Annotated in this window: 14 protein-coding genes; 1 reads left to right on the top strand and 13 read right to left on the bottom strand. The window is 65.2% G+C overall.

Annotated elements, in window-relative coordinates:
- Positions 1-63: 63 nt before the first annotated feature.
- From atpA to CSC73_RS06495, 6 genes are all read right to left on the bottom strand, one after another.
- On the bottom strand, positions 64-1,611 hold the full coding sequence (gene atpA / locus CSC73_RS06520; RefSeq protein ID WP_163839610.1) for a F0F1 ATP synthase subunit alpha: 1,548 nt from the start codon (positions 1,609-1,611) through the stop codon (positions 64-66).
- 140 nt (positions 1,612-1,751) lie between these two features.
- The gene (locus CSC73_RS06515) at positions 1,752-2,279 is read right to left on the bottom strand and encodes a F0F1 ATP synthase subunit delta (protein WP_163839609.1); all 528 of its coding nucleotides are present in this window, start codon (positions 2,277-2,279) and stop codon (positions 1,752-1,754) included.
- Between the two features lie 16 nt (positions 2,280-2,295).
- Positions 2,296-2,766, bottom strand: a complete 471-nt coding sequence (locus CSC73_RS06510; RefSeq protein WP_163839608.1) for a F0F1 ATP synthase subunit B — start codon at positions 2,764-2,766, stop codon at positions 2,296-2,298.
- A 56-nt stretch (positions 2,767-2,822) separates the two neighbouring features.
- The gene (atpE, locus tag CSC73_RS06505; RefSeq protein ID WP_093285301.1) at positions 2,823-3,098 is read right to left on the bottom strand and encodes a F0F1 ATP synthase subunit C; all 276 of its coding nucleotides are present in this window, start codon (positions 3,096-3,098) and stop codon (positions 2,823-2,825) included.
- A gap of 61 nt (positions 3,099-3,159) precedes the next feature.
- Positions 3,160-4,029 (bottom strand): F0F1 ATP synthase subunit A, encoded by an 870-nt coding sequence (atpB, locus tag CSC73_RS06500; protein ID WP_343042702.1) that lies wholly within the window; start codon positions 4,027-4,029, stop codon positions 3,160-3,162.
- The gene (locus tag CSC73_RS06495) at positions 4,019-4,405 is read right to left on the bottom strand and encodes an ATP synthase subunit I (RefSeq protein ID WP_163839607.1); all 387 of its coding nucleotides are present in this window, start codon (positions 4,403-4,405) and stop codon (positions 4,019-4,021) included. Before CSC73_RS06495 ends, atpB begins: the two co-directional genes overlap by 11 nt.
- Positions 4,406-4,838: 433 nt before the next feature.
- On the opposite strand from CSC73_RS06495, the gene CSC73_RS06490 reads away from it, so the two are divergent.
- Complete coding sequence (locus CSC73_RS06490; protein WP_163839605.1) at positions 4,839-5,045, top strand: DUF2061 domain-containing protein; 207 nt, start codon at positions 4,839-4,841, stop codon at positions 5,043-5,045.
- A gap of 243 nt (positions 5,046-5,288) precedes the next feature.
- Here the strand turns inward: CSC73_RS06490 and lpdA are convergent, their stop codons facing one another.
- The 7 genes from lpdA to CSC73_RS06455 all read right to left on the bottom strand — a co-directional run bounded on the left by lpdA (position 5,289) and on the right by CSC73_RS06455 (position 14,041).
- Positions 5,289-7,076, bottom strand: coding sequence for a dihydrolipoyl dehydrogenase (lpdA, locus tag CSC73_RS06485; RefSeq protein WP_163839604.1), 1,788 nt, complete (start codon positions 7,074-7,076; stop codon positions 5,289-5,291).
- Positions 7,077-7,096: 20 nt separating this feature from the next.
- Positions 7,097-7,690 carry a hypothetical protein gene (locus CSC73_RS06480; protein WP_163839712.1) on the bottom strand — a complete coding sequence of 198 codons (594 nt, stop codon included), beginning with the start codon at positions 7,688-7,690 and terminating at the stop codon, positions 7,097-7,099.
- Positions 7,691-7,746: 56 nt separating this feature from the next.
- Positions 7,747-9,180 (bottom strand): dihydrolipoyllysine-residue acetyltransferase, encoded by a 1,434-nt coding sequence (locus CSC73_RS06475; protein WP_163839603.1) that lies wholly within the window; start codon positions 9,178-9,180, stop codon positions 7,747-7,749.
- Between the two features lie 128 nt (positions 9,181-9,308).
- The gene (locus CSC73_RS06470; protein WP_163839602.1) at positions 9,309-10,058 is read right to left on the bottom strand and encodes a DUF2884 family protein; all 750 of its coding nucleotides are present in this window, start codon (positions 10,056-10,058) and stop codon (positions 9,309-9,311) included.
- Positions 10,059-10,268: 210 nt separating this feature from the next.
- Positions 10,269-10,724, bottom strand: a complete 456-nt coding sequence (locus tag CSC73_RS06465) for a DMT family transporter (protein ID WP_163839601.1) — start codon at positions 10,722-10,724, stop codon at positions 10,269-10,271.
- Positions 10,725-10,880: 156 nt separating this feature from the next.
- The gene (locus CSC73_RS06460; protein WP_163839600.1) at positions 10,881-11,969 is read right to left on the bottom strand and encodes an alpha/beta hydrolase; all 1,089 of its coding nucleotides are present in this window, start codon (positions 11,967-11,969) and stop codon (positions 10,881-10,883) included.
- A complete protein-coding gene (locus CSC73_RS06455) occupies positions 11,966-14,041 on the bottom strand; it encodes a hypothetical protein (protein ID WP_163839599.1) in 2,076 nt (691 codons plus the stop codon). The genes CSC73_RS06460 and CSC73_RS06455 overlap by 4 nt, the downstream gene beginning before the upstream one ends.
- Positions 14,042-14,084: the final 43 nt, after the last annotated feature.

Below are 14,084 nucleotides of genomic sequence, written 5' to 3'. Positions count from 1 at the left end.
AATGGGGAAACGCGCTCCCGCCTCTACGATTCCCTTTTCCCTATTCTCTATTCCCGGCTCTTATTACCAGCTACCGGTGGTCTTGAACTCGGTGATGCCGTTCTTGAACGCCGTTTCGATCTCGTCGTTCCAGTCGCCGCTGGCGTTGATCTTCTCGATCAGCGCGCCTTGGGTGTTGGCGAAGTGCGCGTGCAGGCCTTCCTCGAACGCCAGCAGCTTGTTCACCGCCACGTCGTCCAGATAGCCCTCGTTGACCGCGTAGATCGACAGCGCCTGGTTGGCGATGGACATCGGCTGGTACTGCTTCTGCTTCATCAGCTCGGTGACGCGCTGGCCGCGCTCGAGCTGCTTGCGGGTGGCTTCGTCCAGGTCCGAGGCGAACTGCGCGAACGCAGCCAGCTCGCGGTACTGGGCCAGCGAGATGCGGATGCCGCCGGACAGCTTCTTGATGATCTTGGTCTGGGCGGCGCCGCCGACGCGCGACACCGAGATACCGGCGTTCACGGCGGGACGGATACCGGCGTTGAACAGGTCGGTTTCCAGGAAGATCTGGCCGTCGGTGATGGAGATCACGTTGGTCGGCACGAACGCGGACACGTCGCCGGCCTGGGTTTCGATCACCGGCAGCGCGGTCAGCGAACCGGTCTTGCCCTTCACCGCGCCGTTGGTGAACTTCTCCACGTAGTCCTCGGACACGCGCGCGGCGCGTTCCAGCAGGCGGCTGTGCAGGTAGAACACGTCGCCCGGGTAGGCTTCGCGGCCCGGCGGGCGCTTCAGCAGCAGCGAGATCTGGCGGTAGGCCACGGCCTGCTTGGACAGATCGTCGTACACGATCAGGGCGTCTTCGCCGCGATCCATGAAGTATTCGCCCATGGTGCAGCCGGAATAGGCGCTGATGTACTGCATGGCGGCCGATTCGGACGCGGTGGCGGCCACGACCACGGTGTGGGCCAGGGCGCCGTTCTCTTCCAGCTTGCGCACCACGTTGGCGACGGACGAGGCCTTCTGGCCGATCGCCACGTACACGCACTTAATGCCGGTGCCCTTCTGGTTGATGATGGCGTCGATGGCCAGCGCGGTCTTGCCGGTCTGGCGGTCGCCGATGACCAGCTCGCGCTGGCCGCGGCCGATCGGGATCATGGCGTCGACGGTCTTGTAACCGGTCTGCACCGGCTGCGATACCGACTTGCGCCAGATCACGCCCGGGGCCACGCGCTCCACCGGAGCGGTCATCTTGGCGTCGATCGGGCCCTTGCCGTCGATCGGCTCGCCCAGCGCGTTGACCACGCGGCCCAGCAATTCGGGACCGACCGGCACTTCCAGGATGCGGCCGGTGGTCTTGGCCACGTCGCCTTCGCGCAGGTTTTCGTAATCGCCCAGCACCACGGCGCCGACCGAGTCGCGCTCCAGGTTCAGGGCCAGTGCGAAGGTGTCGTTGGGCAGTTCGATCATTTCGCCCTGCATCACGTCGGCCAGGCCGAAGATGCGCACGATGCCGTCGGACACGCTGGTCACGGTGCCTTCGTTGCGGGCTTCGGCGGCCAGCTTGACCTTCTCGATCCGGGTCTTGATCAGTTCGCTGATTTCGGAGGGGTTGAGCGTGGTTGCCATTGTTGTTTCCTTGATCGTCCCCGCAGCGTGCGGGATACGGATTCGATTGTTTTTTGGGAATGGGGAATAGGGAATGGAGAATCGTAAAAGCGATGCGGCGCTGCTTTTCTATTCCCTATTCTCGATTCCCTATTCCCCGCTTAATTCGCCAACGCGGCCTGCAGCCGCAAGAGCTTGCCTTTCAGCGAGCCGTCGATCACCACATCGCCCGCATCGATCACCGCGCCGCCGATCAGCGACGCGTCGATAGCGGTGCTGAGTTCGACTTCGCGGCCGAAGCGCTTCTTCAACGCGGCCTTGAGCACGTCCAGCTCGCCTGCCGGCAGTTCCGCGGCGGAAGTCACGGTGGCCTTGACCACGCGTTCGGCTTCGGCCTTCAGTTCCTCGTACAGGCCGGAGATTTCCGGCAGCTGCGCCAGCCGGCGGTTTTCCGCCAGCAAGGCCAGGAAGCGCGAGAACGACTCGCCCGCGCCGTCGACCGAAAGCAGCGACACCGCTTCGGCATGGGTCAGCTGCGGGTTGAGCAGGAGCATGGCGGCACGCGGATCGGCGGCCACTTGCGCGGCGAAACCGAGCGCGTCGGACCACTTGGCGAGCGCGTTTTCGTCCTGCGCCATCGAAAAGGCGGCGCGGGCGTAGGGACGGGCAAGGGTGAGGGCTTGGCTCATCGGTCAGCGGCTCTCATCAGATCTCTGCGGCCAGCTCGTCGAGCAGCGCCTTGTGGGCGTTGGCGTCGATTTCGCGCTTCAGCAGCTTCTCGGCACCGCTCACGGCCAGGACCGATACCTGCTTGCGCAGGTCTTCCTTGGCGCGGGTGCTGGCGGCGTCGATCTCGGCCAGGCCCAGCGCCTTCTGGCGGTTGGCCTCGGCGATCGCGTCGTTCTTGGCGGCTTCGACGATCTGGTTGGCGCGGTGATGCGCCTGATCGATGATTTCATTGGCCTTGGCGCGCGCTTCTTTCAACGCCTCGTTGGCCTTTTCCTGCGCCTGCGCAAGGTCCTTCTGGCTGCGGTCGGCCGCGGCCAGCCCTTCGGCGATCTTCTGCTGACGCTCTTCGATGGCCGCGATGATGTGCGGCCAGCCGAACTTCATCACCATCCACGCCACCGCGAAGAACGCGATGCCCTGGACGATGAAAGTGAGGTTGATATCCATTGCGTACTCCAGACGCCGGCGCTGAACGCCGGCGTTAGCCAAGACCGGTTGCCTGATCAGCCCGCGATCGCGGACAGGAACGGGTTGGCGAAGATCAGCAGCAGGGCGATGGCGACGCCGATGATCGGCACCGCGTCCAGCAGGCCGGCGACGATGAACATCTTGGTCTGCAGCATCGGGGTCAGTTCCGGCTGGCGGGCCGAACCTTCCAGGAACTTGCCGCCGAGGATGGCGAAGCCGATGGCGGTGCCAAGGGCGCCGAGACCGATCAGCAGGCCGGCCGCGATGACCGTGAACTTCGCAATTTCTGCGTAGAGGGCGACATTTTCCATGGTGTTCTCCGTACTACTAGTCAGGTTTGAAAAAGGAATGAAGCGAAAGGGTGAAGCGAAATCAGTGGCTCTCTGCCGCCATGCTCAGGTACACGACGGTCAGCATCATGAAGATGAAGGCCTGCAGGGTGATGACCAGGATGTGGAAGGCCGTCCACACGAAGCCCGAGATGAACTGCAGCGGCGCCATCACGTAGGTCATGCCGCTGGAGAACAGCGAATTCCAGGTCATCAGCGCGATCAGGATGAAGATCAGCTCGCCGGCGTACATGTTGCCGAACAGTCGCAAGGTCAGCGAAAGCGGACGCACCAGCTCTTCGATCACGCGCAGCAGCAGGTTGGCGGGGGCCAGCAGGACCTTCATCACCGCACCTTCCGCATGGAACGGCGCGGTGAAGGCTTCGGCGGTGAACTTGCCGATGCCCTTGTGGCTGATGCCGAAGACCTGGATCAGCAGGAACACCATCAGCGACAGGCCGAGGGTGGTGTTGAGGTCGGCGGTCGGAACCACGCGCAGGTAGGCGTGGTGGGGGTCGTGGCCGGCCAGTTCGTTGCCCTTGACCCAAGCGCCCGGCAGCCAGTCCACCGGCAGCATGTCCATGAAGTTCATCAGGAACACCAGGCAGAAGATGGTCAGCGCCAGCGGCGCGATCATCTTGCTGCGGCCGTGGAAGGTCTCGCGGACCAGACCGTCGACGAAGCCGACCACCATCTCCACACCCGTCTGGAACTTGCCCGGCACGCCAGCCGTGGCCTTGCGTGCGGTGCGCAGGAAGAAGAACAGGAACAGGGCCGACAACACCAGCGTGATGATCACGCTGTCGATGTTGATGGCCATGAACTTGCCTTCTCCGACGTGCCACTGGAGATGCTTCAGATGGTGCTGGATGTATTCGGTGGAGCCGCCACCGGACGCCGATTCAGCGATCACGATCTACCCTGACACTAAAGTTCAAAACCAGTGGGTGCGCGATCAAAGCGACCGCGAGCCCTGCCAGCAACGGGAGCGGCGCCATGCGCCCAACACCCGATGCCATCGCAAATATCAGTATCACCACCGCCCATTTCAGGCCGGTTGCCAGCAGCAGCCGCAGGAACGCGGACCGCGCCGTAACCACTCCCCCGCCCAGCGCGACATTCGCAGCCAGGGCGCTTCCCAACACCACGCTGGCCCCGCCCAGAAGCGCCGCCAGCGAAGCGGACCACCCCTGTACAAGGAAAACCAGCGCCACCAGCATTACGGCGGCCATCTGGTAGGCCACCGCCCGCAATGCCAGTCGCCGGCCCGCAGCGGCGGAATTCAGCACACGCGAAACCCGGTGAGTGGGAAGGGACAAGGCCGTTGAAGGCGCCTCGCCGAGCCGCAAAAGTATAGCAGGCGTTAAATTTCAGCGGCAACCGCCGAAAGCCGTGTTTGCGGCTGCCCAACCCGATCGAAAGCGACGAAAGAGCAATGCCGACACTTGCGTAAAACGATTTCAGGCAATTCGCCTGTTCAGCTGGAAAAGCCGGAACTTTCTCCATGAGGGCCGGTCAGTCCTTGCACGGTCTGCGCTCAACTTCCTCGTCGATGCTCCGCCGCAGACCTTCCAAAGAAGCCCCGGCCCGCCGCCGGGGCTTCCTCTTTTCGCGAGCCGGCTGTCTTTCCATAGACATGATCTATGGAATGCCAAGAAACCATGTGCTGGACTTTGTCATGGGCATCCCCATAATGAGATTGATTCTCATTTGGAGCCAACCATGACCAAGACCCTCAGCTTTGCCTCGCTGCACTTCACCGTCGCCTTCCTGCTGGGGTGGCTGTTCACGGGCAGCCTGCTGGTAGGCGGCGCACTGGCGCTGGTCGAACCGGCCTGTAATACGGTGGTGTTCCACTTCCACGAAAAAGTCTGGAAGCGCATCGAACGTCGGCGCGCCGAACGCGCACTACGCACGATGCCGGTGTAACCGCGGAACTGGCGTCGCTGCGTTCGCGTAAGAACCAGCACTTCAAGGAACCGATTGCGGGTGGGACGCTGGCGTTCTGACCACCCGCTGACCGCAACGCATCTGGTGAACCCCTCTCCCGCTTGCGGGAGAGGGTGCCGAAGGCGGGTGAGGGCGCTCTTCGCGGGATATCGCATCGGCGACTACCCTCATCCGGCGCTTCGCGCCACCTTCTCCCGCAAGCGGGAGAAGGGTTCTCCTCAATCATTTTTTCTTCGGGATATACAGATCGGTAATGGTGCCGTCGAACACTTCGGCCGCCATGCCCACCGATTCGCTCAGCGTGGGGTGCGGGTGGATGGTGTGGCCGATGTCGGCCGCTTCGGCGCCCATCTCGATGGCCAGCGAAATTTCCGTGATCAGATCGCCGGCATGCACGCCGACGATGGCGCCGCCGATGATGCGGTGGGTTTCTTCGTCGAACACCAGCTTGGTGAAACCCTCGCCGCGGCCGATGCCCACCGCGCGCGCCGAGGCGACCCACGGGAACTTGCCCACGCCGACCTTCAGGCCCTTGGCCTTGGCTTCGGTTTCGGTGACACCCACCCAGGCGATTTCCGGATCGGTATAGGCCACCGACGGGATCACCCGCGCCACCCATTCCTTCTTTTCGCCGGCCGCCACTTCAGCGGCCAGCTTGCCTTCGTGGGTGGCCTTGTGCGCCAGCATCGGGTTACCGACGATGTCGCCGATGGCGAAGATGTGCGGCACGTTGGTGCGCATCTGCCGGTCCACGGGAATGAAGCCGCGGTCGGTCACGGTGACGCCGGCCTTGTCGGCGCCGATCTTGTTGCCGTTGGGCGAACGGCCCACGGCGACCAGCACACGGTCGTAGGTGGTGGTCTGGAGCTCGGCGGGCTGGCCTTCGGCGGCGCCCTCGAAGGCAACGCTGATGCCTTTCTTCGAGGCTTCCACCTTGGTCGCCTTGGTCTTGAGATGGATGGCGACGCCCTGTTTCTTCAAACGGTCGGCCAGCGGCTTGACCAGATCCTTGTCGGCGCCCGGCATCAGCTGGTCCATGAACTCCACCACGGTCACCTGGCTGCCCAGCGCGCGGTAGACGGTGGCCATTTCCAGGCCGATGATGCCGCCGCCGACGACCAGCAGTTGTTTCGGCACGTCGGCGATCTGCAGCGCGTCGGTGGAATCCATCACCCGCGGATCGTCCCAGGGGAAGGCGGGCAGCTTCACCGCCTGCGAACCGGCGGCGATGATGCATTGTTCGAAGCGCAACAACTGGGTCTTGCCGTCTTCGCCGACGATTTCCAGTTCGTTGGGCGACACGAACGAAGCCACGCCCTGCACGACGCGCACCTTGCGCTGCTTGGCCATGCCGGCCAGGCCCTTGGTGAACTGGCCGACTACCTTGGAATCCTTGAACGTGCGCAGCTTGTCCAGGTCGATCTTGGGCGGGCCGAATTCCACGCCTATGTCGGCTGAGTGCGCGGCTTCCTCGATCAGCGCGGCGGCATGCAGCAGAGCCTTGGACGGGATGCAGCCGACGTTGAGGCAGACGCCGCCAAGGCTGGAATAACGCTCGATCATCACCGTATCCAGGCCGATGTCGGCAGCGCGGAACGCGGCGGTATAACCGCCTGGGCCGGAGCCGAGCACGACCATGCGGCATTCGATATCGGCCGACTTGCCGGTGCCTTGCGCGGCTTTGGGCGCCGGCGCTGCGGCAGGAGCGGCAGGCGATGGCGTCACCGGAGGCTTGGCCGGCGCGGCGGCGGCCGGTGCGCTTGCGGCGGCGCCTTCGGCTTCCAGGATCGCGACCACGCTGCCTTCGGAGAGCGTATCGCCCAATTTGACTTTCAATTCCTTCACCACGCCTGCGGCGGACGAAGGCACTTCCAGCGTGGCCTTGTCCGACTCCAGCGTTACCAGGCCCTGGTCTTTCTTCACCGTGTCGCCGACGGCGACCAGGATTTCGATGACCGGCACGTCGGTGTAATCGCCGATGTCGGGGACTTTGATTTCTATGACTGCCATTGGTTTCTCCGTATTCCGTTTCAGCCGCCCGCACCAGCGAGTGATTGCTGCAATTCCTGCAGCGACGCATCGATTTCCACCCAGCGCCGCTCGCGTTTGTTTTCGTTTTCCTCGCTGGCCTCGATCAGCAGCTCGGCCTGTTCCAGGATCTGTTCGAGCGGGCCGCACTTGGACACCGGTCCGCTGAAGCGCACGCCTTCCACTACCGCCGACAGCACGTCGCCTTCATGAAAGGCGGCGGCGGTGGCTTCGGGCGTTGCCTGTCGCAAGGACTCGCTCCAGACTTTCAGCATGCGCTGCGCCAACGCGGCCGGAATCGGCGCCGTGGCCTGGCGGGGCGTCTGCTCGGTCTTCAGTTCGAGAGTGTTGCCGCTCCAGCGGTAGACGCGCTCGTCGGCTTCACTGTAGCGGAGGGTCCATGCCGCGCCTTCGGCACCCTGCACCAGGGCGAGCCCGGTTTCTTTGCCGGTGTCGGGCAGCCAGACCAGCGATAGCGCCGGCGATGCCTGACCGTCGAACAGGCGTTCCACCGCGGCGCCATAGTTGGCGGTGCCCGGCGGCCATCCGCGGCCCATTTGCGCTTGGCAATCGCGCGCCATCGCCGACCACGGCATCAGCACCGCCAGCAATGCCGCGGGCAGCCGGACCGCGGCAGCGACAACGCGGGGGTTCACAGCAGCACGCGGCGCATGTCGCCCAGCAGTTGGGCCAGGTACGCGGTGAAGCGCGCGGCGGAGGCGCCGTCGATGACGCGGTGGTCGTAGCTCAGCGACAGCGGCAGCTGCAGGCGCGGCTGGAAGGCCTTGCCGTCCCAGACCGGCTGGATCGAGGATTTGGAAACGCCCAGGATCGCCACTTCCGGCGCATTGACGATAGGCGTGAACGCGGTGCCGCCGATGCCGCCCAGCGAGCTGATCGAGAAGCAGCCGCCGGACATTTCCGCCGGTCCCAGCTTGCCATCGCGCGCCTTGCCGGCCAGTTCGGACATTTCCTTGGCCAGTTCGGCCAGGCCTTTCTTGTCCACGTCGCGGATCACCGGCACCACCAGCCCGTTGGGCGTGTCGGCGGCGAAACCGATGTGGAAGTATTTCTTGAGCGTGAGGTTCTCGCCGCTGGCGTCCAGCGAGGCGTTGAAATCGGGATACTTCTTAAGCGCGGCGACCGTGGCCTTGAGGATGAAGGTGAGCATGGTCAGCTTGATGCCCGCCTTCTCATTCTCCTTGTTGAGCAGCACGCGCAGTTCTTCCAGCTCGGTGATATCGGCATGGTCGTGCTGGGTGACGTGCGGGATCATGGCCCAGTTGCGCGCCAGGTTGGCGCCGGAGATCTTCTTGATGCGCGACAGCGGCTTGACTTCGATCTCGCCGAATTTGGCGAAGTCGACCTTGGGCCAGGGCAGCAGGTTGAGGCCATTGCCGCCGCCACCGGCAACGGGCGCGGCGGCTGCGGCAGCGCCGCCGGCCAGCGCGTCCTTCACGTATTTCTGTACGTCTTCCTTGCTGATGCGGCCGGCGCGTTCGCTGCCCTTGACCTGGGTCAGGTCGACGCCGAGTTCGCGCGCGAACAGGCGCACCGACGGGCTGGCATGCGGCACTTTCTGCGGCAGCACCGCGTCGGCGTTGAACTCCACCGGTGGGCTGTGCGGCGGCGAGGCTTCGGGGTCGATGCCGGGCTTGCTGTCGAGCACCTGCGGGGCTGCCGATGTGGCCGGGGCCGACTGCTCCTGCACGATTTCGCGCTGGGCGATCTTGTCGGGCTGGGCGGCGGCGGCGACCGGTTCGACCTTGGCGCCGGTTTCGGAAGCGGCGACTTCCGCTTTTGCCGCAGGCGCGGGCGCGGCGGCGGGCTTGGAAGCGGCAGCGTCGGCCGCTTCGATCATGGCGACCACCGAACCCTCGGAAAGCGTGTCGCCCAGTTTGACCTTGAGCTCCTTCACCACACCGGCGAACGGCGCAGGCACTTCCAGCGTGGCCTTGTCCGATTCCAGCGTGACCAGGCCCTGGTCCTTGGCCACCGTATCGCCGACAGCGACCAGGACTTCGATGACGGGCACGTCGCTGTAATCGCCGATATCGGGAACGCGTGCTTCCTTGAGTTCGGCCATACAGAGACTCCAGTGATCAGATCGTGTGGGGACCCCTATTGTGGCCATCTACGCCCGATGCGCCAACCTTTCACTGGAACAATTCGTTTCCCTGCGCCTTGCCGCAACCCTCGCGCGGGCGAATAACCCTATTTTTCAGAACCCGGGTCGGCTTCCGGTTTCATACGCAACAGATCCAGCGCGGCGCCGCCCGGCAGACGATACGCCAGCGCATTGTCCAGCCGGTCCAGCGCTTCCATCTTCGTGCATAACCGCTCCGCACGTACTTCCAGCTCCTTGGCGCGCGGCTCGATGCGCGCCTCGATCTGCTTGTCCAGGCCTTCCATTTGTTCCAGGCGCTGGGTGTCGCCGCTCAAGGCGGCCCGCACCGCGCCGCCGACGATGTCGCCGATGACCAGGGGAACGACCTCCGACACGGCCTGGCCGATGCCTTCGCCCAGATCGCGGCCGTCGAAACGGTTGGCGGTGATCGACTGCGCCAGGCGCGCGTCTATCTTCTTGCGGGCCTTATCGAGTTTGGCGCGGGTATCGGCCGGGTCGTTGCTGAAGCCGGCGGCCACTTCGCCCAGCGCGGTGAAGGCGATGCTGGCGGCGTCGCGGCCGATTTCGCGCGCCAGCGGCATGATCTCGCGGGTGCCGCGGTCGAAGTCGGCGATACGCTGGCGATCCTCCTTGTCCAACGCGACCCAGCGGTCGTCGACGAACAGCCTGTCGCCGCGGATCACGATCCACTTGGGCGTGCCGCTTTCGCGGGTCAGGATGACGCTCTGGTCGTTGATGGTGAGGTCGTAGTCGCTTTCGATATTGCAGCTGACGTCTTTGGCCTGGGCGCTGGCGGCCAGCGACAGCAGGGCGAGCGAACAGAAAATACGGCGCATGCGAGTCTCCCGGAGGTGGTCGGACGGGGGACAGCATGCCAGTTCGCAGGCGGTTGCCAACGTGCCGTTCGGCAGGGAGGCCGTTGGTCATGCCTTGCGTGGGAGCGGCGCGTGGGAGCGGCGTCCCGCCGCGAGCTCCTGCTTTATCTTTTCTCATGCGAAAAGCTCGCGGCGGGACGCCGCTCCCACCCTTCCCTTTTCGGCTGCCGGTCAGGCGGCCGACTGCCAGGGCCTCACCACCAGCAGTGCGCCGGCGATCACCAGCAACGCGCCCACCACGCGCAGCGGATCGATCGGCGTGCGCGTGTGCAGCACGCCGAAGTGGTCCAGCAGCAGCGATCCCACCACCTGCCCGAACACCACCGCGCAGATGAGCGCCGCCGCGCCCATGCGCGGGATGAGCAAAGTGGCGCCGGCCACGTACAGCGCACCGATCATGCCGCCGGTCCACGCCCACCACGGCACCTTGGCCAGCGCCGATGTTTCGAACGCTGGTCGAGAAGACAGCCACCACACCGACAGGACGACGGTGCCCACGGCGAAGGACATCAGCGCGGCGAACACCGGGCCGAAGGTCTGTCTTCCCAGCGCCGCATTGATCAGGGCCTGCAGCGGCAGCAGCATGCCGATGAAAACCGCCAGGACCAGACCGCTTGTCGCATTCATCCTGCTCTCCTCGCTCTATCGAAGACGCACAAGATACGCGAGTCGGTCCCGTTCTCTTTGTCATCCCGAGCGCAGCGAGGGATCTGCTCCACCGGAAGTTTGGCGGAAAGCGGTGGAGCAGATCCCTCGCTGCGCTCGGGATGACAATGGTGGGGATTAGTCGCCGACGGCGCCTTCGAGCGCGGTGCGACCCAGCCGGCGATCGAAGAATCGTGCGATCAGACCATAGGCCTCCTTCGACTCGGGCAGATCCGGGAACACGAAGAAGGCGTGCCACAACCCGTCGAAGACCACCAGTTCCGCATCGACGCCGGCGGCCAATAGACGGCGCTGCATGGTGGTCAGCGCGCTCACCGAAAAATCGCGACCGCCGGCCAGCAGCAACGTCGGTGGAAACCGCCCCAGCAGTTCCGGCGACTGCCCCGGATAAGCAACAGGATCGTCGGCTTTGGCGGTTTGCAGGTACGGCAGGCGAAGCTCGCCATCGGCCGGCATCGGCGCCGCGCCCACGGCCAACTGACCAAGGATGGCCGAATCGCCGCCGAAGGGCATGCCGGAACCGCAGAAGGTGCCGATGGCGCCGGGGCGCGGCAAGTCGACCTGCAGGAGGCGTGCGGTCGCCTGCGCAGTCAGCGCCCCACCTGCCGAGCAGCCATAGATGCCGATGTTCTCCGGGCGGTAGCTTTTCAATAATTCGCGATAGACCGCTTCCACATCGTCCACCGCCGCCGGATAGGTATGTTCCGGCGCCAATCGATAGTCCACGGCGACCACGCGCATGCCGGCGACCGCGGCGATGGGAATCGCTTCGACCAGCGCGCCGCTGCCCGCGCCCCACATGAAAGCGCCGCCGTGCAGGTTGATCAGGACGCGGTGCGCGTTGTCGCCGCGGGCGCCGCCTTCCGGATCCACCACCTGCACCGGCACGCCGCCCATGCGGGTGGACTGGACGCGGCTGCGGTAGATGCGCTCGACCTCGTGCAATCGCTCGTCGTTGTAGCGCTGGTAGAAACGCCGCTGGTCGGCGAGGTCGGCGGGATCCGGGCCCTTGCCTTCGCGCGTTTCCGCCAGCAGCTGCGCGAACTTGTCGCGCGCCTGCGGGCTGGCGAAACGGCTGTAAGGCAGAGAGGCGGCCGGCATCGCCGTCGTGCTGGCCTCGTCAGCCGGTTTGTCCTGGGCGTGCAGGGACGCCTGCGTTGCGAGCAAGACGGCTATCGCCGCAGCGCGAACCAGCCATGTGTTCATGGACGCTCGTCCTCTTTGTCGGTTGCGGACGCAGCGGCCGGAGGCGACAACGCCAGGAACACCGTGCTCCACAATTGCGCGGCATTGGATTCGTCGGCGTCGCCGCTGTTCTGGCCGAACGGTGCCGGCTGATAACGGCCATCGGCATACGTCCACGACCACAGTTCCGAAGTGCGCATCGCTTGCGTGTTGCCGATCGCCGCCCACAGCTGACGCTGCGCCGATTGCAACCGCACCAGCGTGGCGGCCGGCAGATCCTTGCGTTGCAGTTGTCGTTGCAGACCGGCAGCCAACAAGGCCTGCTGCCACGACCACACCACCGTGCCGTGATAGGCGTTGCGGCCGAAGCGGCGTTGGATATCGGCATCGGCGAAGGCGGGATTGGCGACCAGCAGTCCGGCATCGGTCAGCAAGCCGGCAGGGAACGGGCGCAGCATCGCCTCGACCATCGATTCCAGCTGCGCTGCGGGCGGGTCCTGCAGCAGCAGCGCAAAGCCGGCGTCCGAATGCAGCACCGGGATCGGTTTGCCATTTCCGTCCAGGGCGATGGCGACGAAGTCGAGCCCCGCAGGCGGCAGACTTGCGAGGGCAAGTGCTGGATCGACGCCCTGGGCGCCGGCATAAGCCTGCATGCGGCGTCGAGCATCGGCTACCGGCAAGCGCACGTGGAAAAGCGCCGGCGCCTGCCGCGACCACACTTCGGCCCGGCCGGCCGCGGCCGATAGCGCCTTGTCCTGTTCCGGCGTCGCATACGGCGCAAGCAGTCCTTCGCTGCGGAAGCGGCCGATCGCGCTCAACGCGGCAGGCACGAACACTGCGTTGACATCGTACGGATAGCGTCCATCGGCCAGACCGTCTTCGCTGTCGCGCCATTGCCCGGTCTTGCGGCCTGCCTTGATCGACATCAGGTTGCGCGGCTCCGGCGCGGCCGCGAAGGCGCGCGACGAATCGGCGACGAAGGCGAAATTGCGTGCCAGCGCAGCGCCGACCGTTTCCCCCGACGGCAGTTCTCGCGCCAGGAAAGCGGCGGCGCGCGCGCGGCCATCGGCCTGGTCGAGCAGATATGACGCGGCCACCGGCGCCAGTATGAAATCGTCGTCGATCATGCCGTAGTCGTAGATCGGCGCATCGCCGGGCGGGTCGCCCTGCTTGCGGTGGCGCAGCACGGCGAATTCGCCGATGTCTTCCTCGTGCGCCACTTCGCCTTGCGCGTTGAGCCGCTCCAGCACGGAGGCCAATCCATCCTCGATCGCCACCGGTTGCAACGCCGGCATCAGCAGGCGCAGCGACATCAAGGTGTCGCGGCCGAAATAGGTGTCGAAACGCCAGGACCCGGCCAGGAATTTTTCCTCGTAGCTCAGGAAGGCCAGCGCCTGCCGGCTGCGTGGATCGGCGCCGGCATGTTCGTTGAGCAGGCGGTTTTCACCCAGCGGCGTCAGCGGGGTTTCGCCGGTCAGCGCGGTGATGCGCAGGCGCATCGGTTCGCCGACGCGGGAACCGGTGAAAGTCCACGCCGAATCGCCGCCACCTCCCAGGCTTCCGTTCTCGACGGCGATGGAAATCAGATAACCGGGCGCGCCATCCAACCGCGGCCGCGACCAGGTCAGCGTATTGCCCCTGCGGACGGCCGCGCTCGCGGTTTCGGCCGGATAGCGGCCATCGATCTGGTAGTCGCGCAGGATGCGTACGCTGCCCAGTACCGCATCGCGCACCACCAGCGGCGCATCGGCGCTGGCGGTCGCCACGATTCCATGCAGGATGCGTTTGTTCGCCTCGATCTGTTGCATGGGCCGCACTTCGTCCAACTTCCACTGCACCGGAGTGCCGGACGGCTCGAACCAGATGCCGGCGCCACTGTTGCCGGCCGGAAAGGCCACCAGCACACGCGGTTGCGTGCCGGAATTCAGCAGCAGGTGCGCAGCCACCGGGCCTTGCTGATAGAACGCATTGAGCGTGCGGCCTTCGGCGATCCGGAATTGCAGCGGCGCGGGCGCGACCGGCGGTTTGGCGCCGGCGGCAAGGGACAGCCCCAACAGGGCCACTGCCAGATATCTTTTCACGTAGCTTGTCATGCCCAGGTTCTCCGGCCGTCGTTTATTCGCGTTGTAGAGCCGA

The sequence above is a fragment of the Pseudoxanthomonas sacheonensis genome (assembly GCF_010093305.1).
GTDB lineage: Bacteria > Pseudomonadota > Gammaproteobacteria > Xanthomonadales > Xanthomonadaceae > Pseudoxanthomonas_A > Pseudoxanthomonas_A sacheonensis.
This window is presented reverse-complemented; position numbering and strand designations above follow the sequence as displayed.

What these genes read in the sequence shown, in the direction of transcription:
- CSC73_RS06480 (WP_163839712.1), bottom strand. Translation starts at nt 7,690, where the DNA reads ATGCCGTGGTCGGCGATGGCGCGCGATTGCCAAGCGCAAATGGGCCGC.
- CSC73_RS06490 (WP_163839605.1), top strand. Translation starts at nt 4,839, where the DNA reads ATGACCAAGACCCTCAGCTTTGCCTCGCTGCACTTCACCGTCGCCTTC.
- CSC73_RS06455 (WP_163839599.1), bottom strand. Translation starts at nt 14,041, where the DNA reads ATGACAAGCTACGTGAAAAGATATCTGGCAGTGGCCCTGTTGGGGCTG.
- CSC73_RS06475 (WP_163839603.1), bottom strand. Translation starts at nt 9,180, where the DNA reads ATGGCCGAACTCAAGGAAGCACGCGTTCCCGATATCGGCGATTACAGC.
- CSC73_RS06460 (WP_163839600.1), bottom strand. Translation starts at nt 11,969, where the DNA reads ATGAACACATGGCTGGTTCGCGCTGCGGCGATAGCCGTCTTGCTCGCA.
- lpdA (WP_163839604.1), bottom strand. Translation starts at nt 7,076, where the DNA reads ATGGCAGTCATAGAAATCAAAGTCCCCGACATCGGCGATTACACCGAC.
- CSC73_RS06510 (WP_163839608.1), bottom strand. Translation starts at nt 2,766, where the DNA reads ATGGATATCAACCTCACTTTCATCGTCCAGGGCATCGCGTTCTTCGCG.
- CSC73_RS06465 (WP_163839601.1), bottom strand. Translation starts at nt 10,724, where the DNA reads ATGAATGCGACAAGCGGTCTGGTCCTGGCGGTTTTCATCGGCATGCTG.
- atpE (WP_093285301.1), bottom strand. Translation starts at nt 3,098, where the DNA reads ATGGAAAATGTCGCCCTCTACGCAGAAATTGCGAAGTTCACGGTCATC.
- atpA (WP_163839610.1), bottom strand. Translation starts at nt 1,611, where the DNA reads ATGGCAACCACGCTCAACCCCTCCGAAATCAGCGAACTGATCAAGACC.
- CSC73_RS06515 (WP_163839609.1), bottom strand. Translation starts at nt 2,279, where the DNA reads ATGAGCCAAGCCCTCACCCTTGCCCGTCCCTACGCCCGCGCCGCCTTT.
- CSC73_RS06470 (WP_163839602.1), bottom strand. Translation starts at nt 10,058, where the DNA reads ATGCGCCGTATTTTCTGTTCGCTCGCCCTGCTGTCGCTGGCCGCCAGC.